The sequence below is a fragment of the Pseudomonas sp. VMV1 genome (assembly GCF_056790235.1).
This window is the reverse complement of sequence record NZ_JBXGSE010000007.1, coordinates 27,911-48,366: the sequence shown is the minus strand read 5'-3', so window position 1 is coordinate 48,366 and position 20,456 is coordinate 27,911. Positions and strand designations below refer to the sequence as shown.

Sequence of the window (20,456 nt, the reverse complement as noted above, 5' to 3'; positions counted from 1 at the left end):
GAACTTCAAATGAGTTGCTTAGACCAAATCAGCAAAGCCGCAAAAGAAAAACTACTTAGCTCCGCATACTCTAACAACTACTTCCTTTGGATTGGATCAGGATTCTCCTACAACTTCGGATTCACCAGCTGGAATGACATTCTTGCAACTGTGAGCAAAGAGATTGGCTACCCCTTAGATCTCAATGTAAGCAACCCTTTAAAAGCAGCGGAACTGCTACGATCGTTTGCACTATCCAAACACAAAACAAGCGAGTATGAATTCAACAGCCTAATCGCCGAAACGCTGATCAAAAAGAAAACCAAAACACCTATGCCAAGCTGGGTGCGGAGATTTAAAGCATTTTCACCCAACATGATCGTAACAACGAACTGGGACAACCAGATCGAGGAAATATTCGACGGATTAATAAATGTTGTCGTCCGAAAAGACAAGTGCCCCCAAGTATCTAATACAGGTAGAAATCTATTCAAGATACATGGTGATGTAGGACGACCAGCAAGCATAGTTGTAACACAGAGCCAGTACTTCACATTTCAAAGAGAGGACACTTATCTTAACAGAAAAATATACACCCTGTTTTCAGAAGCATCACCAATATTTATCGGCTACAGCCTTACAGACCCCAATATAAATTTTTTGTACGACGAAGTATACGCGCACCTAGGGGAAGAAAAACCCCCTGCATACATGATAGTTCACCCCAGCGTAAAAACTAGTGTTCTAGATGAATCCAAGCTTTTATTCGAAAGCAAGAATATACATATAATAAAAGCGGAAATAGGAAAATTTTTAGAGGACATTTCATCAGCTTACAAAGAATACAAGAAATCAAACAGGAGATTTTTCGATCAATATAAAAACATAATAGATCGACTTACAAAGATAGTAGACCTGATCAAATCGAACAAAGAGCCTTCAAAGCTTGAGATACTTTCAGAATTCAATAGCAAAGAATCCTGCCATCAAGCCTTAAGCGCGATCACTGAAATACTTTCAAATCAATCTTTATTTCAAGACTATGGAGGAAAATTACTTTCCCCAGAAAACCGAATGCCTTACCGAGCAATTGACAGCACAATAAAAGCAGCGATATTTCTTGTTAACGAGCATTCTTACCCAGATGAAAACACAAGAGACCGCTTTCACGAATCGGTATTCAACCTATGCACTGAGACTGATGGAGTATGGGATTTCTATAGCGCAGAAGCCCCATTCAAAAGCATATTAAGAATCTCACCTCAAAAAACAAGTAGCGTCTTCAACCCACGACTAAAACATATAATTGAGGTGCTCCGATGGTCAGCACCGTCAGAAATAGGAAAATGCTGGTCAACTTGGAATGCCTTTTGCCAAAATCTAAACTGGATATCAAGCAAAGACATACAGGGCGTAATTGATATCTTCGAGACTGAAGAATTAAAATTCTCCTACTCAAGAGACAAAAATTGGATTACCGAACTAATAAATTCAAGCACAAAAATCACAGAAGAACAGCAAAAATCACTTGAAGAGCTTTTAGAAAGTTAAAACAGGCCAACCAAAATTCAAGCTGCGCTAGACGGATCAGCACGCGTTAGCATAGGCGAGAGTGCAGACAACGCCTTTTTTGCAATGCAAGCAGAAGGACATGCTGAAGGTGCTGGAGCGGCTCAAATCGACGAACCAAAAAATAAACTCCTGGCTGCCGTCTCGGCAAATGGGATTGGGTGCAACTGGAGCACTTACGCAATTACGTCGCTCAACAATGCCGTCGTCATCAACAGCTCTGATCATCTGGCCCAATCAACAACCCCACAAACGCCTCCGCCTGCGGCGACACCTCATCCCGGCGCCTGAGCAACCACACCGCCGAGGTCGCCTCGGGATCGTCCAGCTCCCGATACACCAGCCCTTCCATCTGGGTGCGCTGGTAGGTGGCGGGCAGCACGGTGACGCCGAGGCCGGCGGCGACCAGGCCGAGGATGATGAGGACTTCGCTGGCCTCCTGGACGATGCGCGGGGTGAAGCCGGCGCGGGCGGCGAGGCTGTGGAGCTGCTGGTAGAGACCGGTGCCGAAGCTGCGGGGGAAGTAGACGAAGGGCTCCTCGGCGAGAGCGGCCAGGGGCAGTGGGCCGCTGCCCTGCTGCGCCAGGGGATGATCGTGTCTCAGGGCGACCACCAGGGGTTCGCGGAAGAGTTCGACCGCCACCAGGGCGTCGGGCAATTCGATGGGGCGGATCAGGCCGATCTGCAGGTTGCCGGCGAGCATGGCGTCGATCTGTTCGCGACTGCTCATCTCCTGCAGTTGCAGGCGCACCTCGGGATAGGCGCGGCGGTAGGCGAACAGCGTCTTGGGGATGGTGGCGACGAAGGGTGAGGAGGCGCTGAAGCCCACCTGCAACTGGCCGGTCTCACCACGGCCGGCGCGACGGACCCGTTCGGCGGCGCGTTCGCTGGCCAGGAGGATCTGCCGGGCTTCGTCGAGAAACAGCCGGCCGGCCTCGGTCAGGGCGACGCGTCGATTGGTGCGTTCCAGCAGGCGGGTGCCCAGTTCGCTTTCCAGGGCCTGGATCTGCTGGCTGAGCGGTGGCTGGGAGAGATTAAGGCGCTGGGCGGCGCGGCCGAAGTGCAGCTCTTCGGCGACCGCTACGAAATACCTCAGGTGGCGCAATTCCATACGTCTTCCATTGAGTCGTAGAACCTATCAATCGAGACGGACAATATATTGGATATATGGCAGCCACCAGCCTAGGGTGGTGAGATCAGACCTGCCCTGAGGTACCCGTGAACACGTCCCGGTCGTCCGCCACGCCACCCGCCCCCACCCTGGCCACCCTGCCCGCCGCCAACGAAGCCCACCACGAACCGGACGCCTTCATCGAAAAGGGCACGCCGCAATTCCTGCGTACCGCCCTGGCGCTGTTCTGCGGCGGCTTCGCCACCTTCGCCCTGCTCTATTGCGTGCAGCCGCTGATGCCGATCTTTTCCCAGGCCTTCGGCCTCACCGCCGCGGCCAGCAGTCTGTCGCTGTCCCTGGCCACCGGGCTGATGGCCTGCGGCCTGCTGGTGACCGGGCCGATCTCCGATGCCATCGGGCGCAAGTCGGTGATGGTCTATGCGCTGTTCGCCGCGGGCGCCTTCACCCTGCTCAGCGCCCTGATGCCCACCTGGGACGGCATCCTGGTGACCCGTGCGCTGGTCGGGCTGTCGCTGGCCGGGGTGGCGGCGGTGGCCATGACCTACCTGGCCGAGGAGGTGCACCCCGAGCACCTGGGCTATGCCATGGGCCTCTATATCAGTGGCAATGCCCTGGGCGGGATGTCCGGCCGGGTGATCAGCGGGGTGCTGGTGGACTTCGTCTCCTGGCGCATCGCTCTCGGCGCCCTGGGGGTGCTGGCCCTGGTGGCGGCGCTGCTGTTCAAGCGCAGCCTGCCGGCGTCGAAGCGCTTCCAGCCAAGGCCGCTGCGGCCGCGCAGCCTGCTCGCCGGCTATGCCCTGCACTTTCGCGATGCCGGCCTGCCCTGGCTGTTCCTGGAGGCCTTCCTGCTGATGGGCGCCTTCGTCACACTGTTCAACTACATCGCCTATCGCCTGCTGGCCGAGCCCTATCACCTAAGCCAGGCCTGGATCGGCGTCCTCTCACTGGTCTATCTGGCGGGGATCTACAGCTCGGCCAAGTTCGGCAGCCTGGCCGATCGCTTCGGTCGGCGGCGGGTGTTCGCCGCCGCCATCGTGCTCAAGCTCTGTGGTCTGCTGCTGACCCTGTTCACCCCGCTGTGGCTGGTGCTGCCGGGTATGCTGCTGTTCACCTTCGGCTTCTTTGGCGCCCATTCGGTGGCCAGCAGTTGGGTGGGCCGCCGCGCACGCCAGGCGCGTGGCCAGGCATCGTCGCTCTATCTGTTCAGCTACTACGCCGGCTCCAGCGTGGCCGGCACCCTGGGTGGCTTCTGCTGGCACCTGGCTGGCTGGACCGGCGTCGGCCTGTTCATCGGCGCCCTGTTGCTCGCGGCCCTGGCCGTGGCCGTCCGTCTTTCGAAGTTGCAGCCGCTGCCAGCGGCGTGACGACCGCTCCGTCGTGAAGGGGACGACCTTGGCGCGGCCCCTGGAGCCCTGATCGCGATAACCGTCAGCGACGAATTCGCCTTTACGTTCATCCACCCCCGCCAAATCCCGGCTTTCACTGCCGCTCGTCGCATGGAGCGGCGTTTCACGCCCTTGCAAGGGGCTCCAGCTTCCCTACCGCGCTAGCCTGTTCCCGGCTCAATGCGGGCGACTGCTACCCCTTCGCAAAGTTCATGCAAATGTTTGCCTAGGGTAATAGCCGCTTGGATAATGCGCGCCGAACGCTGCAATACCCTGCTCATCAGGGATAGATGAAACGGCAAGCACGTAGGCTCCGGGGTAGATTCAGCCGTGAACATACATTTCCAGATTAGCGATTGGCGCGCCTGGGCGCCTGGTCTTGGCGACCAGGATGCCTGGCGGCAGTGGTGCGCCGCGCCCTGGTGTCCAGCGGACGACGGCAGCCAACCCGATGCCAGCTTCCTGCCGGCCATGCAGCGCCGCCGCCTGAGTCGCCTGGCACGCATGACCTTCCAGGTGGCCTGGCCGTTGGCCGACGCCCATGGCGAGCCGCTGCCGCTGATCTTCGCCTCGCGCCACGGCGAGACCCCGCGCACCCTGGCGATCCTCCAGGAGCTGGCCCGCGGCGAGCCGCTCTCCCCGACCCAGTTCAGCCTTTCGGTGCACAACGCCATCATCGGCCAGTGGTCGATCCTGCGCGGCGATCACAGCGAGATGAATGCCCTGGCCACCGGCCGCGATGGCCTCGAACACGCCGTGCTGGAAGCCTCCACCCTGCTCGCCGAAGGCGCCAGCGGGGTGCTGGTGGTGATCGCCGAAGAGGCGCCGCCCACCCTCTATGCGCCCCAGATCGATGACGTTCCCTTTCCCTATGCCGTGGGCCTGCTGCTCACTCCTGGCAGCAGCCATGGCCTGAGCGGCGAGCCGCCCCCGGCGGACGCCGCGACCAGCGTCTGGCCGCATGCCCTGGAATTGCTGCGCCTGCTGGAAGCCCGCGGTGATCGGCACCTGCCCTATGCCGGGCGCACCTGGCATTGGCAGACGGAGACCTGCTGATGACTGGCCGGCTGGACTACGGTTACCGGCTGTTGGCCACGGGGCTCAACTTCGTGGTGTTCGGCTGCGGCGCCCTGGTCTTCCGCTTGCTGATCCTGCCGATCCTGCTGGTGCTGCCAGGCGATCCGCTGCAGCGGCGTCAGCGTGCGCGGCGGGCCAATGCCCGGCTGTTCCGTTTCTTCGTCGCCTTCATGGTACTGACCCGGGTGATGAACCTGCGCATCCAGGGCCGCGAGCGCCTGGGTCGTCCGGGCCAGCTGATCATCGCCAACCACCCCTCGCTGATCGACGTGGTGGTGCTCATCGGCCTAGTGCCCGACGCCAATTGCGTGGTCAAGCAGGGCCTCTGGCAGAACCCCTACCTCAAGCGGCAGATCCAGGCGGCCGGCTACATCAGCAACAACGGCAGCGCCGAGATGCTCGACGAAGCCGCCGACGCCCTGCGCGAGGGCCAGACGCTGATCATCTTTCCCGAGGGCACCCGCACCACCCCCGGCGAGCCCCCACGTTTCCATCGCGGTGCCGCGGCCATCGCCCTGCGCGGCGCCCGCTGCATCACCCCGGTCACTATCCGCGTGGTGCCCAGCACCCTGACCAAGGCCACGCCCTGGTATCGCATCCCCTCCCGGCGCTTCGACTTCCAGCTGGACGTCGGCGCCGACATCGATCCCTCCACCTTCGCCGGGCGGCCGCTGCCGCTGGCGTCGCGTGAACTCAACGACCAGCTGCACCAGCTCTACCTGAAGGAAACCGGCAACCATGACTGATCTCAACCTTGAGCTCAAAAGCCTGATCATCGAGGCGCTCGGCCTCGAGGACGTCACCGTCGACGATATCGGCGACGACCAGATCCTGTTCGGCGACGGCCTGGGCCTGGATTCGGTGGACGCCCTGGAGCTGGGCCTGGCGATCCAGAAGCGCTACGGCATCCGCATCGACGCCGAAGCCAAGGACACCCGCACCCATTTCGCCAACGTCAACGCCCTCGCGGCCTTCGTGGCCGCCCAGCGCGCCGCCTGAGGAGATCGCCATGCAAAGCCGTGAAGCCATCTTCGAGACCCTGCGCAGCGCCCTGGTCGAACTCTTCGAGCTGGAGCCCGAGCGGGTGACCCTGGAGGCCAACCTCTACGAGGACCTGGAGATCGACAGCATCGACGCCGTCGACCTGATCGACCACCTGCGCCGCCAGACCGGGCACAAGATCGCCGCCGAGCAATTCCGCCAGGTGCGTACCGTGGGCGACGTGGTCGAGGCTGTCTATCGCATCAGCCAGGCGGACGCCTGATCCGCCGCCTATGAGTGCCCTGCCTTCCCGCTCCCCGCTGGGCCTGCTCGCCGCTGCCCTGCTGCTCCTGCTCGGCCTGGCCTATCCCTTCGCCGTGTACTTCGGCCTGCAGCACCTGTCGCCGCGGCTGTTCGCGGTCGGTCTCGGTGCCCTCTGGGGCCTGCGCCTGCTGCAACCCGGCCTCAACGGCCTGCAGCGCGGCACCGCCCTGGTCGCCCTGGGCTTCTGCCTGCTGCTGGCCCTGAGCGACGCCGCCGTGCTCTTGCGCTGGTATCCGGTGCTGCTCAGCCTCTTCCTGCTGACGGTGTTCGGCCTGAGCCTGCTGCGCGGCCAGCCGCTGATCGAACGCCTGGCGCGGCTGCGCGAACCCGAGCTGCCACCGCGTGCGGTGCGCTACACCCGCCGGGTGACCCAGGTCTGGTGCCTGTTCTTTCTGTTCAATGCGCTCACCGCCGCTGCCCTGGCGCTCTGGGCGCCCCTGGCCTGGTGGACGCTCTATACCGGGGTGATCGCCTATGGCCTGATGGGCCTGCTGTTCGCCGGTGAATGGCTGGTCCGCCAGCGCGTGCGGAGGCTGCCATGACGTTCACCCCTCTCGCCGAGCTGCTGGGCGCCGCGAGCCCGCTGGATGCGGCCCTCAAGCAGCGCGCCCTGAGCCTGGCGGCGGCCTTCCAGGCCGCTGGCCTCAGGCGCCTGGCGCTGTACCTGGACGATGCCGAGGATCTGGCCTGCGCCCTGCTCGGCACCTGGCGCGCCGGCATCGAGGTCGTCCTGCCGGCCGATGCCCAACCCGCCACCCGCGCGCGCCTGGTACCGACGCTCGACGCCTGGCTCGACGATCTTGCCGGCTGGACCGCTGCCAAGCCCCTGGCGCCCGCCGCGCTCGACCTCCAGGCACCGCTGCTGACCCTGAGCACCTCGGGCTCCAGTGGCGAGCCCAAATTGATCGCCAAGCAGCTGTTCCAGCTGGCCAACGAGGTCGCCGCACTGGAGCGCCTCTGGGGCGAGTCCCTGGACGAGGCGACCATCCTCGGCAGTGTCTCCACCCAACACATCTATGGCCTGCTGTTCCGCGTGCTCTGGCCGCTCTGCAGCGGTCGCCCCTTCGCCCGCCAGGCGCTGCCCTTCACCGAGGAGCTGCAGCGGGAGACCGCCGCCCTGCTACGCGAGGGTCGCCGTGCGGTGTGGATCAGCAGCCCGGCGCTGCTCAAGCGCCTGGGCGAGAACCTTGATGACGCCATCCTCGGTCAGGTGGTGCGGGTGTTTTCCTCTGGCGGCGTGCTGCCGGAGGCGGCGGCCACGGCCTGCCAGGCGCGCTTCGGCCAGTACCCTACCGAGGTCTATGGCAGCTCCGAGACCGGCGGCATCGCCTGGCGCCAGGGCCCGCAGCCCTGGCAGGCCTTCGCCGACCTCACCCTGGGCCAGGACGCCGAGGGCGCGCTCTGGCTGACCTCACCCTACCTGCCCGAGGGCGTGCGCGAGCAGACCATGGACGGCGTGAGCCTGCTGGGAGACGGTCGCTTCGAGCTGCTCGGGCGTCTGGATCGCATCGTCAAACTGGAAGAGAAGCGCATCGCCCTGCCAGCGCTGGAAGCGCGCCTGCTCGACCATCCCGCCGTCGCCGACGTCCGCCTGGGCGTGGTGCAACAGGGTCGCGCCCTGCTCGGCGCCCTGGTCGCCCTGAGCGAAAGCGGTCTGCACCAGTTGCGCAATGGCGGTCGCCGCGCCCTGGTGGCCGAGTTGCGCGAATACCTGGCCGGCCACTGCGAGGCCATCGCCCTGCCGCGCCGCTGGCGCCTGCTGCTGGCGCTGCCCTACAGCGCCCAGGGCAAGCTGGCCCAGGCCGAGGTGGAGCGGCTGCTGGCCCAGCCACGGCCGGTGGACATCGAACCGCTCGGCGTCGAGCAGACCGAAGACGGCTGGCGCCTAGAGCTGGAAGTTGCTCCAGACCTGGCGTTCTTTTCCGGTCACTTCCCCACGGCGCCGGTGGTGCCCGGGGTGGTGCAGGTCGGTTGGGCGCAGCGCCTGGCCCGTCAGCACCTGGAGCTGCCCGCGGACTTCGCCGGGATGGAGGTGCTGAAATTCCAGCAGCTGCTGCGCCCCGGCGACCGGGTAACCCTGACCTTCCACTTCGACGCCACCCGCAGCAAGCTGCACTTCGCCTTTCGCCAGGGCACGGCGGCCTGCTCCTCCGGGCGCATCCTGCTCAAGGAGGCGCAGCCATGAGCTTTCGTGCCTGCGCGGTGATCCCGGTGTTCGACCATGAGCACGCCCTGCCGCTGGTGGTCCAGGCGCTGCGCCAGCGCGCCCTGCCCTGCGTGCTGGTGGACGATGCCTCCAGCCCCGCCTGCGCCCAGGTGATGGACGAGCTGGCGACCCAACCCGACGTCCATCTGCTGCGCCTGCCGGTCAACCAGGGCAAGGGCGGCGCGGTGATGGCCGGACTCGCCGAGGCGCAGCGTCTGGGCTTCACTCATGCCCTGCAGGTGGATGCCGACGGCCAGCACGACCTGGCCGACGTGGCCGCCTTTCTCGCCGAGGCCCAGGCCTATCCCGAGGCGCTGATCTGCGGCTACCCGCAGTTCGACGACTCGGTGCCCAAGGGCCGGCTCTATGCCCGCTACCTCACCCATGTCTGGGTGTGGATCAACAGCCTGTCCCTGGCGATCCGCGACAGCATGTGCGGCTTTCGCGTCTACCCGCTAACGCCGACCCTGGCGGTGATCCGCGCCGGCGGCCTGGGCAAGCGCATGGATTTCGATCCGGAGATTCTGGTGCGCCTGGCCTGGCGCGAGCAGCCCATGCGCTGGCGGCCGACCCGGGTGCACTACCCGCTGGATGGCCGCTCGCACTTTCGCCTCTGGCAGGACAACGTGCTGATCTCGCGCATGCACACGCGCCTGTTCTTCGGCATGCTGCTGCGCGCGCCGCGCCTGCTCTGGCGCCGGGTGCGCGCGTGAGCGGCCACTGGGCGCAGCAGCGCGAGCGTGGCAGCCCCGTGCTGATGCGCCTCACCGCCTGGCTGGCACGGCACCTGGGCCGCCGCGCCATCGCTCCGCTGTTGCGGCTGATCGTGCTGTACTTCTTCCTGTTCGGCGCCCGCGCCCGCCGCGGCATCCGCGAATACCAGCAGCGCCTGGCCGCCTGGAGCAATCGTCCCGACCTGCAGCCCAGCTGGCGCAGCGGCTATGCCCAGTTCATGGCCTTCGCCGAAGCCCTGCTGGACAAGCTCGACGCCTGGAACGGCCGCCTCGGCCTTGATCAGGTACAACTGCACGACCCGGATCAGGTGCACAGCCGCATGCACGCGCCGCGCGGCGAGATCCTGGTCACCGCCCACCTGGGCAACCTCGAAGTCTGTCGCGCCCTGGCCCAGCTGGGGCGGCGGGTGCGCCTCAATGTACTGGTGCACACCCGCCATGCCGAGGCCTTCAATCGTCTGCTGGAGGAAGCCGGCGCCAGCGATCTGCGGCTGATCCAGGTCAGCGAGCTGGACCCGGCGGTGATGCTGCAGCTCAGCGAGCGCCTGGAGCGCGGCGAATGGCTGGCCATCGCCGGCGACCGGGTGCCGCTGCACGGCGGCCGGACCGTCGAGGTGGATTTCCTCGGCGCGCCGGCGCCCTTCCCCCAGGGCCCCTGGCTGCTGGCGCACCTGCTGCGCTGCCCGACCAACCTGCTGTTCTGCCTGCGCGAAGCCGACGGCTACCACCTCTACCTGGAAGACTTCGCGCCGGCCCCGGCCTGGCGTCGCCAGGAGCGTGCCGCCGGCATCCAGGGCCTGGCCCAGGCCTATGCCGAGCGCCTCGCCGCCCATTGCCTCAAGGCGCCGCGGCAGTGGTTCAACTTCTACCCCTTCTGGAGTCGCGATGAACGCTAGTGTTCGCTTTGGTAGCCAGGCCCTCGCCATCGAAGACCTGGTCGCCCTGGCCGAGGGCCGGGCCCAGGCCGAATTGCAGGACGACGCCGCCTTTCGCGACGGCATCGCCCGCGGCGCGCGCTTCGTCGATTCGCTGCTGGCCCGCGAGGGTTCGGTCTACGGCATCACCACCGGCTACGGCGATTCCTGCGTGGTCGCCGTACCCCTCGCCCAGGTCGAGGCGCTGCCGCGTCAGCTCTACACCTTCCACGGTTGCGGCCTGGGGCGCCATCTGGATCCGACGGCGACCCGGGCGGTGCTGGCGGCGCGATTGCAGTCGCTGTGCCAGGGCGTCTCCGGGGTGCGCGTCGAGTTGCTCGAACGCCTCACCGCCTTCCTGCGTGAAGACCTCCTGCCGCTGATCCCCGAAGAGGGCTCGGTGGGCGCCAGTGGCGATCTCACCCCGCTGTCCTATGTCGCCGCCGCCCTCTGCGGCGAGCGCCAGGTGCTCTGGCGCAATGAGATACGGGAAGCAGCGGATGTCCATGCCGAACTGGGCTGGACGCCCTTGGTGCTCAGGCCCAAGGAAGCCCTGGCGCTGATGAACGGCACCGCGGTGATGACCGGCCTGGCCTGCCTGGCCTTCTCCCGCGCCGAGTACCTGCTGCGCCTGGCGACGCGCATCACCGCGCTCAACGTGGTGGCCCTGGCCGGCAACCCGGAGCACTTCGACCAGCGCCTATTCGCCGCCAAGCCCCATCCGGGCCAGGGCCAGGTGGCCGCCTGGTTGCGCGCGGATCTCGCCGCCGAAGGGCCGGCCGCGCCCCTGCACCGCCTGCAGGACAGATATTCGCTGCGCTGCGCCCCCCATGTCCTGGGCGTGCTGGCCGACAGCCTGCCCTGGCTGCGCCAGTTCATCGAGACCGAACTCAACAGCGCCAACGACAATCCGCTGATCGACGCCGAAGACGAGCGAGTGCTGCATGGCGGCCACTTCTATGGCGGCCATATCGCCTGCGCCATGGACAGTCTCAAGACCCTGGTGGCCAACGTCGCCGACCTGCTCGACCGCCAGCTCGCCCTCTTGGTGGATGCGCGCTACAACCATGGCCTGCCGGGCAATCTCTCCGGCGCCCCGGCCGAGCGGGCCATGCTCAACCACGGCTTCAAGGCGGTGCAGATCGGCGCCAGCGCCTGGACCGCCGAGGCGCTCAAGGGCACCCTGCCGGCCAGCGTCTTCTCCCGTTCCACCGAATGCCACAACCAGGACAAGGTCAGCATGGGCACCATTGCCGCCCGCGACGCCCTGCGCGTGCTGGAGCTCACCGAGCAGGTGACCGCCGCCACCCTGCTGGCCGCCCAGCAAGGCGTCTGGCTCAGGTGCGAGCAGGGCGTGCAACCGCCCGCGCCCCTGGCCGCCATGCACCGCGCGCTGGGCGAGACCTTCCCGCCACTGATCGAAGACCGTGCCCTGGAAGCCGAACTGCGCCAGACCCTGACCCTGATTCGCGCCCGCCACTGGAGGCTCTATGCGTAAGACCGGTGCCCTGCAGGTCGAGGTGGAGATGCAGATCCCCTTCTTCGACGTCGACATGATGGAAATCGCCTGGCACGGCCATTATGTGAAGTACCTGGAGGTGGCGCGTTGCGCGCTGCTCGACCGCCTCGACCATAACTACCTGCAGATGCGCGACTCCGGCTATGGCTGGCCGGTGATCGACCTGCAGATCCGCTACATCCGCCCCCTGCTGTTTCAGCAGCGCGTGCGGGTAAAGGCCGATCTGGTGGAGTGGGAGCATCGCCTCAAGCTCAACTACCTGATCACTGACGCGGCCACCGGTGAGCGCCTGACCCGCGCCAGCACCGTGCAGGTCGCCGTGGACCTGGCCAGCCGCGAGATGCAGCTGGCCTCGCCCAAGGTCTTCATCGACGCCGTGGAGAGGGCCCTGGCATGCGCACGCTGATCGCTCTGCTATTCATCCTGGCCGCGCCCCTGGCCCAGGCCTTCGATCTCGACGACCTGGCCGCCCAGCTGGCGCGCCCCGCGGCGGTCGAGGGCAGCTTCGTCCAGCAGCGCTATCTGCGCGCCCTGCCGCAACCGCTGACCAGCAGCGGTCACTTCACCCTGGCCCGCGGCCTGGGGCTGCTCTGGCGGCTGGAAAAGCCGCTGACCCAGACCTATCGCATCACCCCGGGCGCCATCGCCAAGCAGACGCCGACGGGTTGGACGCCCTTGCCCGGCAGCGACCTGGCCGCGCGCCAGAGCGCCCTGTTCCTGGCCGTGCTCGGCGGCGATCGCAGCGGCCTGGAACGCGACTTCGAGCTGGCCCTGACAGGCGACGCCAATCACTGGCAGCTGCGCCTGACCCCACGCGGCGCACTGCTCAAGCAGGTGTTCGACGGCATCCTCATCCAGGGCGGCGCCCTGGTCGAACAGGTGGAAATCCGTGAGACCCAGGGCGACCGCAGCTTGCTCACCCTGGACGGCCAGCCCAGCGACACCCTGGGCGCCGAGCAGCGCGCGGTCTTCCAGTGACCCGGCTGCAGCGCCCCTTCCTGCTGTTATTGCTCACCCTGCTGGCGCTCAGCGCCTGGCAGTGGCGGCATGGTCCGCCGGTGGCCGCCGATCTGCTGGCGCTCTTGCCCCAGGGCGCCGGCGACGCCCTTACCCAGCAGGCCGAGGCGCGCATGGCCGAGCCGCTCAATCGTGAGGTGCTCCTGCTGGTGGGTCATCCCCAACGTGAGCGGGTCGCTGCCCTGGTCGAGCGCCTGGGCCAGACCTGGTCGCGGGAGCCACTGTTCGAAAAGGTGCAATGGCAACTCACGCCGGATCTGCCTGGCCTGCGCCAGCAACTCCTGGCCAGTCGCCTGGCGCTGACACCGGGGCCGGCGCGCGACGAACTGCTCAAGACGCCCGACAGCTATCTGCAGGCCCGGGCCGCGGCCCTATTCGATCCCTTCGCTGGCGCCGGCGCCCTGCCCCTGGAGCAGGACTGGTTCGGCCTCGGCCTGTTGGTGCAGCGCCAGCTCACCCCGGCCAGCAAGGTGCAATTCGACGCCGGCAGCGGCCTGCTGCTGACCCAGGGCGACGGTCTGACCTGGGCCCTGATCCGCGCCCGTACCCGCGCCGATGCCTTCGACTTCGACGCTCCGCCTCGGGTGGAAGCCCTGATCGAGGCCGCCCGCCGTGAGGTGGTCGCGGATGGCGGTCAGCTACTCGCCGCCAGCGGCCTGAGATACGCCGCCGCCGGCCAGGCCACCGCCAGTCGCGAGATGTCGCTGATCGGCGGCCTGGCCACCCTTGGCACCCTGGCCCTGCTGCTGGGGCTGTTCCGCCGCTGGCGGGTGCTGCTCAGCCTGCTGGCGGTGGGCGTGGCCCTCCTGGCCGGCAGCGCCGCCTGCGTGCTGCTGTTCGGCCAGATCAACGCCCTCACCCTGATCCTCGGCGCCAGCCTGACCGGGGTGGCCGCCGACTACCCGCTGCACTACCTGAGCAAGAGCTGGAAGGGTGGCCCATGGAATGCCACGGCCATCCTGCGCCAGACCCTGCCGGGATTGTCCCTGAGCCTGGCGACCAATCTGCTGGGCTACCTGGCGCTGGCCTGCACGCCCTTTCCGGCGCTGACCCAGGTGGCGGTGTTTTCCGCCGCCGGCCTGATCGGCGCCTACCTCACCACCGTCTGCCTCTTGCCGGCCTGGTGGCAGCGCCTGGACCTGGCACCGCCCGCTGCGCCCCTGCGACTGATGCAGTGCCTGCTCGACCTGCGGCTGCGCCTGCTGGCGCGCACCGGCAGCCTGCCGCTGCTGCTGGCGCTGCTGGCCTTTTGCGGCGCGGGCGTCTGGCAACTGCACCTGCAGAACGACCTGCGCCTCTGGCTTGGCCAGGACCCGGCGCTGACCCGCGAAGCCCAGGCCATCGCCCGCCTTACCGGGCTGCAACCCACCAGCCAGTTCTTCCTGGTGCGCGGGACGGATGCCGATGAGGTGCTGCACCGCCAGGCCGCCCTGGGTCAGCGCCTGGATAGCCTGGTCAATCAGGGTCAGCTGCAGGGCTATCGCGCCCTTAGCGGCCTGGTCGCCCCCGCCGCGGCCCAGGCCGAACTGCGCCAGGCCCTGGCAGGCTGGGGCGAGCGCCTGCAACCCCTGCTGGCGGTAGGCATTCCGGCCGAGGCGCTGGACGCCGAACTGAGGCAACTGCATCAACTACCCGACCTGAGTCTCGACCAGGCCCTGGCCGGGCCACTGGGCGAGCCCTGGCGACCGCTCTGGCTGGGCCGGACTGCCGACGGCGGCGCGGCCGGGCTGGTCAGCCTGCAAGGGCTGGGCAACGCCCAGGTCCTGCAAAGGGTGGCCGAGGGTTTGCCCGGTGTGCAGTTGGTGGATCGCCTGGGCGAATTGCGCGGCTTGTTCCTCCATACCCAGCGCCTGGCGGTGGAGCTCAAGTTGCTGGCCTCGGCGGCCATCTTCCTCCTGCTGCTCTGGGCCTTCGGTCGCCGCGCGGCGCTGCGCATCGTCTGCCTGCCGCTGCTGGCGGCGCTGGCCGCCCTGGCCTGCCTGGGCTGGCTGGGTCAGCCGCTGACCCTGTTCAGCCTCTTCGCCCTGCTGCTCATCACCGCCATCGGCGTGGACTACGCCATCCTCATGCACGAGGCCATCGGCGGCGCGGCGGTGAGTCTGCTCGGAGGCCTGCTGTCCGGCGTCGGCAGCTGGCTGTCGTTCGGTCTGCTGATGCTCAGCAGCACCCCGGCCATCGCCAACTTCGGCCTGGCCATCAGCCTGGGGCTGGTGTTCAGCTTTCTGCTGGCACCCTGGGCCTCGCCCCCCGTCTCCCACGAAAAGGACCTTCGTCATGGTTGAACATCATCCCCTGGTCGTCATCGGTGCCGGCCCGGCCGGCGCCGTGGTCGCCGCCCTGCTCAAGCGTCGCGGCCATCCGGTACTGGTGCTGGAAGCCCAGCACTTCCCGCGCTTTTCCATCGGCGAGAGCCTGCTCTCCCACAGCCTGGATTTCGTCGAGGAAGCGGGGATGCTGCCGGCGGTCGAGGCCGCTGGTTTTCAGACCAAGGTCGGCGCGGCCTTCGCCTGGGGAGAGCGCTACACCGACTTCGACTTCCGCGACACCTACAGTGGCGGGCGCAGCACCTTCCAGGTCCAGCGCGGCCCCTTCGACAAGATCCTCGCCGACGACGCCGCTCGCCAGGGCGTGGCGATCCGCTACGGCCAGCGGGTGACCGCCGTGACCCTGGGCGAAGGCGGTGAAAGAACCCGGATCGAGGTGCTGGGCGACGACGGCCAGGCCTATGCGCTGACCACCGACTTCCTGCTCGATGCCAGTGGCTACGGGCGGGTGCTGCCACGCCTGCTGGACCTGGAAGCCCCTTCGGACTTCCCCCCGCGTCGCGCCCTCTTCACCCATGTCGAAGACCGCATCGACGTTCCCGGCTTCGACCGCGACCGCATCCTCATCACCACCCACCCGACCTGGCGCGACGTCTGGTTCTGGACCATCCCCTTCAGCGACGGTCGCACCTCGCTCGGGGTGGTGGCCGCCGCCGAGCGCTATACCGGACGCGCCACCGATCTCGCCACCTGTCTGCGCGACTGGGTCGCCGAGACCCCGAGCCTGGCCCGGGTACTGCACAATGCGGTCTGGGATACCCCGGTGCGCGAGCTGGGCGGCTATGCGGCCAACGTCAAGCGCCTGCACGGCCCCGGCTTTGCCCTGCTGGGCAACGCCGCCGAGTTTCTCGATCCGGTGTTTTCCTCGGGCGTCACCATCGCCCTGCGCTCGGCCAGCCTGGCCGCGCCCCTGGTGGATCGCCAGCTGCGTGGCGAGGCGGTGGACTGGGAGGGCGAGTTCGCCCGACCGCTCAAGGCGGGCGTCGATACGTTCCGTGCCTATGTGGAGGGCTGGTACGATGGCAGCTTCCAGGACGTCATCTATTTCGAGAACGCCGACCCCGAGATCCGCCGCATGATCTGCGCCATTCTCGCCGGCTACGCCTGGGACCTTCGCAACCCCTTCGTCAAGGAGCCCAAGCGGCGCCTGCGCCTGCTCGTCGAGCTCTGCCAGCTGAATTCGGCCCACCCTGCATGACCCTGCCCCGTCCGCTCGTCTTCGCGCTGGCCTGCCTGCTACTGCTCGCCGCCTGCGCCAGCCAACCGCCACTGCCCAGCAGTCCGCCCCCGCTGGCGCACACGCTCGTCTATCAGGTGGAGCGCCAGACCGCCGAGGGCAGCGACGCCCTGCTGCTGGCCATCCAGCCGGAAGGCCAAGCCCTGCGCTTTTCCCTGTTCGATCCGCTGGGTGTGCCCCAGGCGCGCCAGCGCCTGCTCGACGGCGCCTGGCACGCCGACGGCCTGCTGCCGCCCAATCCCCGGGCGCGCACCTTCTTCAGCGTACTGCTGTTCGCCCTGACCCCGGCCGACCAACTGCCGCAGGCCTATGCCGCGGGCGACTGGCAACAGGCTGCCGACGGCAGCCGTAGCCTCAAGGACTGGCAGGTGCGCTATCCCGCTGCCGACCGCCTGGAGCTGCAGGCGCCGGACGGATCGCGCTATCGCCTGACCCTGCTGCCGGAGTCCGCGCCTTGAGCGCCTACCTGAATGCCCTGGGGCTGCTCTGCGCCCTGGGCCAGGGCAAGGCCGAGGTGGCGCGCGGCCTGTTCGCCGGCGACACGGCAGGCATGCAGCCCACCCCGGGCTGGATCCCCGAGCGCCAGCCGCCGGTGGGCACCGTCAGCGCCGCCCTGCCGGCCTGGCCTACCGACTGGGCACCCTTCTTCAGTCGCAACAACCAGCTCCTGCTGGCGGCCCTGACCGAGATCGAGCCCCAGGTGCGCGAGGCCATCGAGCGCCACGGTCCTGCGCGCATCGGCGTGGTGCTGGGCACCAGCACCTCCGGCATTCACGAGGCCAGCCTGGGCATCGCCGTGCACCAGCGCAGCGGCCAACTGCCCGAGGGCTATCAGTACGCCCAGCAGGAGCTGGTCGCGCCGGCCGATTTCCTCGCCCGCTACCTGGGCCTGAGCGGCCCCTGCTATGGCCTGTCCACCGCCTGCACCAGCAGCGCCCGCGCCCTGCTCAGTGCCCGTCGGCTGCTGGTCCAAGGCCATTGCGACGCCGTGCTCTGCGGTGGCGTCGACAGCCTCTGCGGCCTGACCCTGAACGGCTTCGCTGCCCTGGAAGCGGTCAGCGAACGCCTGTGCAATCCCTTCTCGGTCAATCGCTGCGGCATCAACATCGGCGAGGGCGCGGCGCTGTTCCTGCTGACCCGCGAGCCCGGCCCCATCGCCCTGCTCGGCGGCGGCGCCAGTTCCGATGCCCACCACATCTCCGCTCCCGATCCCAGCGGTCGTGGCGCCGTCCAGGCCATGCAGGCAGCGCTGCGTGCCAGCGGCCTGCAGCCGGGCGACATCGGCTATCTCAACCTGCACGGCACCGCCACGCCACACAACGACGCCATGGAAAGCCACGCCACCCATGAGGTGTTCCCGGCCGGGGTGCCCTGCTCCTCGACCAAGCCGCTGACCGGCCATACCCTCGGCGCCGCCGGCGCCCTGGAAGCCGCCTTCGCCTGGTTGACCCTGGACCCGCAGCTCAACCCGGCTGGCCAGCTGCCGCCGCAGCGCTGGGACGGCCAGGCCGATCCTGCCCTGCCACGCCTGGCGCTGGCTCACGCCGACAGCCGTCTGGACGGCCGCCGCCACGCCATGAGCAACAGCTTCGCCTTTGGCGGCAGCAACGTCAGCCTCATCCTCGGAGCCACGCCATGATCCCCTGGCCCCTCGCCGAGCTGGTGCCCCACGCCGGCGACATGCTGCTGATCGAGGAGATCCTCGCCTGCGACGACCAGGGCATCGAGACCCGCCTGGTGGTGCGCCCCGGTCTCTTCACCGACGCCGACGGCGCCCTGCCAGCCTGGATCGGCGTGGAGCTGATGGCCCAGAGCGTGGCCGCCTTCGCTGGCTGCCAAGCGCGCCGCCGCGGCGAGACTCCGGCCCTGGGTTTCCTGCTCGGCACCCGCCAGTTCGCCTGCGACGTGGCGGCCTTTCCCGCCGGCGGTGAGTTGCGCATCCAGGCCCAGCCGGCACTGCAGAACGACGATGGCATGGCCATCTTCGACTGCCACCTGCAGGGCCCTGGCTGCCAGGCCAGCGCCCGCCTGAACGTCTATCGTCCGCCCCAGGCGGATCTGTATCTACAGGAGCCCGCGCCATGAGCGTTGCCCCCGCCCCGGTCCTGGTGACCGGTTCCAGCCGCGGCCTGGGCCGCGCCATCGCCCTGCGCCTGGCCGCGGCCGGGTACGACCTGGTGCTGCACTGCCGCAGCTGTCGCGAGGAAGCCGAGGCCGTCCGCGTCGAGGTGGAGGCCCTGGGCCGCACGGCCCGGGTGCTGCAATTCGACGTCGGCGACCGCGCCGCCTGCGCGGCCATCCTCGAGGCCGATACCGAAGCCCACGGCGGCTACTATGGTGTGGTCTGCAATGCCGGCCTGACCCGCGACGGCGCCTTCCCGGCGCTGACCGGCGAGGACTGGGACGTGGTCCTGCGCACCAATCTCGACGGCTTCTACAATGTCCTGCACCCGGTGGTCATGCCGATGATCCGCCGCCGCGCGCCGGGGCGTATCGTCTGCATCACCTCGGTCTCCGGGCTGATCGGCAATCGCGGCCAGGTCAACTACAGCGCCTCCAAGGCGGGGCTGATCGGCGCCGCCAAGGCCCTGGCGGTGGAGCTGGCCAAGCGCAAGATCACCGTCAACTGCGTCGCCCCGGGGCTGATCGACACCGAGATCCTCGACGAGCATGTGCCAGTGGACAAGATTCTCGAGATGATCCCCGCCGGGCGCATGGGCACCCCCGAGGAGGTGGCCCACGCGGTGGCCTTCCTGCTCGCCCCCGAGGCCGGCTACATCACCCGCCAGGTGCTGGCGGTCAACGGAGGGCTGTGCTGATGATCGGTCGTCGCGTCGTGATCACCGGGATGGCCGGCGTCACCGCCCTGGGCAGTGACTGGCCGACCATCCGCGACCACTTCCTGGCCGGCCACAGCGGCATCCGCCGCATGGACGCCTGGGACCGCTATACCGAGATGAATACCCGCCTGGGTGGGCCCATCGTCGACTTCCAGGTACCCAGCCACTGGACGCGCAAGCAGTTGCGCAGCATGGGCCGCGTCTCCCAGCTGGCGGTGGCCGCCGCCGAGCGCGCCCTGGCCGATGCCGGGCTGCTGAATGATCCCGGCATCGCCGATGGCCGCATGGGCGTAGCCTGCGGTTCCTCCACCGGCAGCACCGACGACATCAAGGCGCTGGCCAACATGCTGCTCAGCGACGCCGCCGTGGGGCTCAACGCCAACACCTATGTGCGCATGATGCCGCACACCGCCGCCGCCAACCTGAGCCTGTTCTTTGGCCTCAAGGGCCGGCTGATTCCCACCTCCAGCGCCTGCACCAGCGGCAGCCAGGGCATCGGCTACGCCTACGAAGCCATCAAGTTCGGCCGCCTGCCGCTGATGCTGGCGGGCGGCGCCGAAGAACTCTGTCCCAGCGAGGCCATGGTCTTCGACACCCTCTATGCCACCAGCCTGCGCAACGATGCCCCCCACACCTCGCCGCGTCCCTACGACAAGGGACGCGACGGCCTGGTGATCGGCGAAGGCGCCGGCATCCTGGTGCTGGAAGAGCTGGAGCACGCCCTGGCGCGCGGCGCGCACATCCACGCCGAGATCGTCGGCTTCGGCAGCAACGCCGACGGCCAGCACTCCACCCGCCCCGAACAGGCCACCATGCAGCGCGCCATGGAGCTGGCCCTGGAAGACGCCGGGCTGACGCCGGAGGCCATCGGCTACGTCAACGGCCACGGCACGGCCACCGAACAGGGCGACATCGCCGAGACCCGGGCCACCCAGGCGCTGTTCGGCTCCGGCATGCCCATCAGCTCGCAGAAGAGCTACCTGGGCCATACCCTCGGGGCCTGTGGCGCCCTGGAGTCCTGGTTCAGCATCGCCATGATGAACGAAGAGCGTTTCGTACCGACGCTCAACCTCGACGAACTGGACCCCCAGTGCGGCGAGCTGGACTATCTGCGTGACGGACCGCGGACCCTGCGTACCGATCATGTGATGAACAATAATTTCGCCTTTGGCGGGGTCAACACCTCGCTGATCTTCCGCCGCTGGTCCTGATGGCCAT

The 20,456-nt window shown here is 67.2% G+C and carries 21 protein-coding genes; 20 read left to right on the top strand and 1 reads right to left on the bottom strand.

Features of this window, described 5'->3' with window-relative positions:
- The first annotated feature begins 9 nt into the window (after positions 1-9).
- Complete coding sequence (locus tag ACUCV0_RS19310) at positions 10-1,530, top strand: SIR2 family NAD-dependent protein deacylase (RefSeq protein WP_482213414.1); 1,521 nt, start codon at positions 10-12, stop codon at positions 1,528-1,530.
- Positions 1,531-1,759: 229 nt separating this feature from the next.
- Here ACUCV0_RS19310 and ACUCV0_RS19305 read toward each other — a convergent pair whose 3' ends face one another.
- Entirely contained in the window at positions 1,760-2,659 is a 900-nt protein-coding gene (locus ACUCV0_RS19305) for a LysR substrate-binding domain-containing protein (protein WP_482213413.1), read from the bottom strand.
- A gap of 107 nt (positions 2,660-2,766) precedes the next feature.
- Between ACUCV0_RS19305 and ACUCV0_RS19300 the strand changes: the two genes are divergently transcribed.
- The 19 genes from ACUCV0_RS19300 (at position 2,767) to ACUCV0_RS19210 (ending at position 20,449) form a co-directional block, all read left to right on the top strand.
- Positions 2,767-4,044, top strand: coding sequence for an MFS transporter (locus ACUCV0_RS19300; protein ID WP_482213412.1), 1,278 nt, complete (start codon positions 2,767-2,769; stop codon positions 4,042-4,044).
- 351 nt (positions 4,045-4,395) lie between these two features.
- Positions 4,396-5,121 (top strand): beta-ketoacyl synthase chain length factor, encoded by a 726-nt coding sequence (locus ACUCV0_RS19295; RefSeq protein WP_482213411.1) that lies wholly within the window; start codon positions 4,396-4,398, stop codon positions 5,119-5,121.
- Complete coding sequence (locus ACUCV0_RS19290) at positions 5,121-5,888, top strand: lysophospholipid acyltransferase family protein (RefSeq protein ID WP_017642721.1); 768 nt, start codon at positions 5,121-5,123, stop codon at positions 5,886-5,888. The genes ACUCV0_RS19295 and ACUCV0_RS19290 overlap by 1 nt, the downstream gene beginning before the upstream one ends.
- Positions 5,881-6,141, top strand: a complete 261-nt coding sequence (locus ACUCV0_RS19285) for a phosphopantetheine-binding protein (protein ID WP_017642722.1) — start codon at positions 5,881-5,883, stop codon at positions 6,139-6,141. Before ACUCV0_RS19290 ends, ACUCV0_RS19285 begins: the two co-directional genes overlap by 8 nt.
- 10 nt (positions 6,142-6,151) lie before the next feature.
- Positions 6,152-6,406, top strand: a complete 255-nt coding sequence (locus ACUCV0_RS19280; RefSeq protein ID WP_017642723.1) for an acyl carrier protein — start codon at positions 6,152-6,154, stop codon at positions 6,404-6,406.
- Positions 6,407-6,416: 10 nt separating this feature from the next.
- Complete coding sequence (locus tag ACUCV0_RS19275; protein WP_482213410.1) at positions 6,417-6,989, top strand: COG4648 family protein; 573 nt, start codon at positions 6,417-6,419, stop codon at positions 6,987-6,989.
- Complete coding sequence (locus ACUCV0_RS19270) at positions 6,986-8,632, top strand: ApeI family dehydratase (RefSeq protein ID WP_482213409.1); 1,647 nt, start codon at positions 6,986-6,988, stop codon at positions 8,630-8,632. The genes ACUCV0_RS19275 and ACUCV0_RS19270 overlap by 4 nt, the downstream gene beginning before the upstream one ends.
- Complete coding sequence (locus tag ACUCV0_RS19265) at positions 8,629-9,366, top strand: glycosyltransferase family 2 protein (protein WP_173147070.1); 738 nt, start codon at positions 8,629-8,631, stop codon at positions 9,364-9,366. The genes ACUCV0_RS19270 and ACUCV0_RS19265 overlap by 4 nt, the downstream gene beginning before the upstream one ends.
- Positions 9,367-9,410: 44 nt before the next feature.
- Positions 9,411-10,283: an LpxL/LpxP family acyltransferase gene (locus tag ACUCV0_RS19260; RefSeq protein WP_313647809.1), complete on the top strand. Its 873-nt coding sequence runs from the start codon at positions 9,411-9,413 to the stop codon at positions 10,281-10,283.
- Entirely contained in the window at positions 10,273-11,799 is a 1,527-nt protein-coding gene (locus ACUCV0_RS19255; protein WP_482213408.1) for an HAL/PAL/TAL family ammonia-lyase, read from the top strand. The genes ACUCV0_RS19260 and ACUCV0_RS19255 overlap by 11 nt, the downstream gene beginning before the upstream one ends.
- Positions 11,792-12,226 carry an acyl-CoA thioesterase gene (locus tag ACUCV0_RS19250; protein ID WP_271653130.1) on the top strand — a complete coding sequence of 145 codons (435 nt, stop codon included), beginning with the start codon at positions 11,792-11,794 and terminating at the stop codon, positions 12,224-12,226. Before ACUCV0_RS19255 ends, ACUCV0_RS19250 begins: the two co-directional genes overlap by 8 nt.
- Complete coding sequence (locus tag ACUCV0_RS19245) at positions 12,214-12,798, top strand: outer membrane lipoprotein carrier protein LolA (RefSeq protein WP_271653131.1); 585 nt, start codon at positions 12,214-12,216, stop codon at positions 12,796-12,798. The genes ACUCV0_RS19250 and ACUCV0_RS19245 overlap by 13 nt, the downstream gene beginning before the upstream one ends.
- Entirely contained in the window at positions 12,795-15,119 is a 2,325-nt protein-coding gene (locus tag ACUCV0_RS19240; protein ID WP_482213407.1) for an MMPL family transporter, read from the top strand. Before ACUCV0_RS19245 ends, ACUCV0_RS19240 begins: the two co-directional genes overlap by 4 nt.
- The gene (locus ACUCV0_RS19235; RefSeq protein ID WP_482213406.1) at positions 15,112-16,359 is read left to right on the top strand and encodes an NAD(P)/FAD-dependent oxidoreductase; all 1,248 of its coding nucleotides are present in this window, start codon (positions 15,112-15,114) and stop codon (positions 16,357-16,359) included. Before ACUCV0_RS19240 ends, ACUCV0_RS19235 begins: the two co-directional genes overlap by 8 nt.
- Positions 16,356-16,856 carry a hypothetical protein gene (locus ACUCV0_RS19230; protein WP_059316300.1) on the top strand — a complete coding sequence of 167 codons (501 nt, stop codon included), beginning with the start codon at positions 16,356-16,358 and terminating at the stop codon, positions 16,854-16,856. The genes ACUCV0_RS19235 and ACUCV0_RS19230 overlap by 4 nt, the downstream gene beginning before the upstream one ends.
- Complete coding sequence (locus ACUCV0_RS19225; protein WP_482213405.1) at positions 16,853-18,037, top strand: beta-ketoacyl-[acyl-carrier-protein] synthase family protein; 1,185 nt, start codon at positions 16,853-16,855, stop codon at positions 18,035-18,037. The genes ACUCV0_RS19230 and ACUCV0_RS19225 overlap by 4 nt, the downstream gene beginning before the upstream one ends.
- On the top strand, positions 18,034-18,483 hold the full coding sequence (locus ACUCV0_RS19220; RefSeq protein WP_482213404.1) for a hotdog family protein: 450 nt from the start codon (positions 18,034-18,036) through the stop codon (positions 18,481-18,483). Before ACUCV0_RS19225 ends, ACUCV0_RS19220 begins: the two co-directional genes overlap by 4 nt.
- Positions 18,480-19,217 (top strand): 3-oxoacyl-ACP reductase FabG, encoded by a 738-nt coding sequence (gene fabG / locus ACUCV0_RS19215; RefSeq protein ID WP_482213403.1) that lies wholly within the window; start codon positions 18,480-18,482, stop codon positions 19,215-19,217. Before ACUCV0_RS19220 ends, fabG begins: the two co-directional genes overlap by 4 nt.
- Positions 19,217-20,449 (top strand): beta-ketoacyl-ACP synthase, encoded by a 1,233-nt coding sequence (locus ACUCV0_RS19210; RefSeq protein ID WP_482213402.1) that lies wholly within the window; start codon positions 19,217-19,219, stop codon positions 20,447-20,449. Before fabG ends, ACUCV0_RS19210 begins: the two co-directional genes overlap by 1 nt.
- The last annotated feature ends 7 nt before the right edge of the window (positions 20,450-20,456 follow it).

Bases quoted from the DNA above. Each gene is read 5' to 3' on its own strand.
- ACUCV0_RS19310 (WP_482213414.1), top strand. From the start codon at position 10: ATGAGTTGCTTAGACCAAATCAGCAAAGCCGCAAAAGAAAAACTACTT.
- ACUCV0_RS19305 (WP_482213413.1), bottom strand. From the start codon at position 2,659: ATGGAATTGCGCCACCTGAGGTATTTCGTAGCGGTCGCCGAAGAGCTG.
- ACUCV0_RS19290 (WP_017642721.1), top strand. From the start codon at position 5,121: ATGACTGGCCGGCTGGACTACGGTTACCGGCTGTTGGCCACGGGGCTC.
- ACUCV0_RS19285 (WP_017642722.1), top strand. From the start codon at position 5,881: ATGACTGATCTCAACCTTGAGCTCAAAAGCCTGATCATCGAGGCGCTC.
- ACUCV0_RS19280 (WP_017642723.1), top strand. From the start codon at position 6,152: ATGCAAAGCCGTGAAGCCATCTTCGAGACCCTGCGCAGCGCCCTGGTC.
- ACUCV0_RS19275 (WP_482213410.1), top strand. From the start codon at position 6,417: ATGAGTGCCCTGCCTTCCCGCTCCCCGCTGGGCCTGCTCGCCGCTGCC.
- ACUCV0_RS19270 (WP_482213409.1), top strand. From the start codon at position 6,986: ATGACGTTCACCCCTCTCGCCGAGCTGCTGGGCGCCGCGAGCCCGCTG.
- ACUCV0_RS19265 (WP_173147070.1), top strand. From the start codon at position 8,629: ATGAGCTTTCGTGCCTGCGCGGTGATCCCGGTGTTCGACCATGAGCAC.
- ACUCV0_RS19260 (WP_313647809.1), top strand. From the start codon at position 9,411: ATGCGCCTCACCGCCTGGCTGGCACGGCACCTGGGCCGCCGCGCCATC.
- ACUCV0_RS19255 (WP_482213408.1), top strand. From the start codon at position 10,273: ATGAACGCTAGTGTTCGCTTTGGTAGCCAGGCCCTCGCCATCGAAGAC.
- ACUCV0_RS19250 (WP_271653130.1), top strand. From the start codon at position 11,792: ATGCGTAAGACCGGTGCCCTGCAGGTCGAGGTGGAGATGCAGATCCCC.
- ACUCV0_RS19245 (WP_271653131.1), top strand. From the start codon at position 12,214: ATGCGCACGCTGATCGCTCTGCTATTCATCCTGGCCGCGCCCCTGGCC.
- ACUCV0_RS19235 (WP_482213406.1), top strand. From the start codon at position 15,112: ATGGTTGAACATCATCCCCTGGTCGTCATCGGTGCCGGCCCGGCCGGC.
- ACUCV0_RS19230 (WP_059316300.1), top strand. From the start codon at position 16,356: ATGACCCTGCCCCGTCCGCTCGTCTTCGCGCTGGCCTGCCTGCTACTG.
- ACUCV0_RS19220 (WP_482213404.1), top strand. From the start codon at position 18,034: ATGATCCCCTGGCCCCTCGCCGAGCTGGTGCCCCACGCCGGCGACATG.
- fabG (WP_482213403.1), top strand. From the start codon at position 18,480: ATGAGCGTTGCCCCCGCCCCGGTCCTGGTGACCGGTTCCAGCCGCGGC.
- ACUCV0_RS19210 (WP_482213402.1), top strand. From the start codon at position 19,217: ATGATCGGTCGTCGCGTCGTGATCACCGGGATGGCCGGCGTCACCGCC.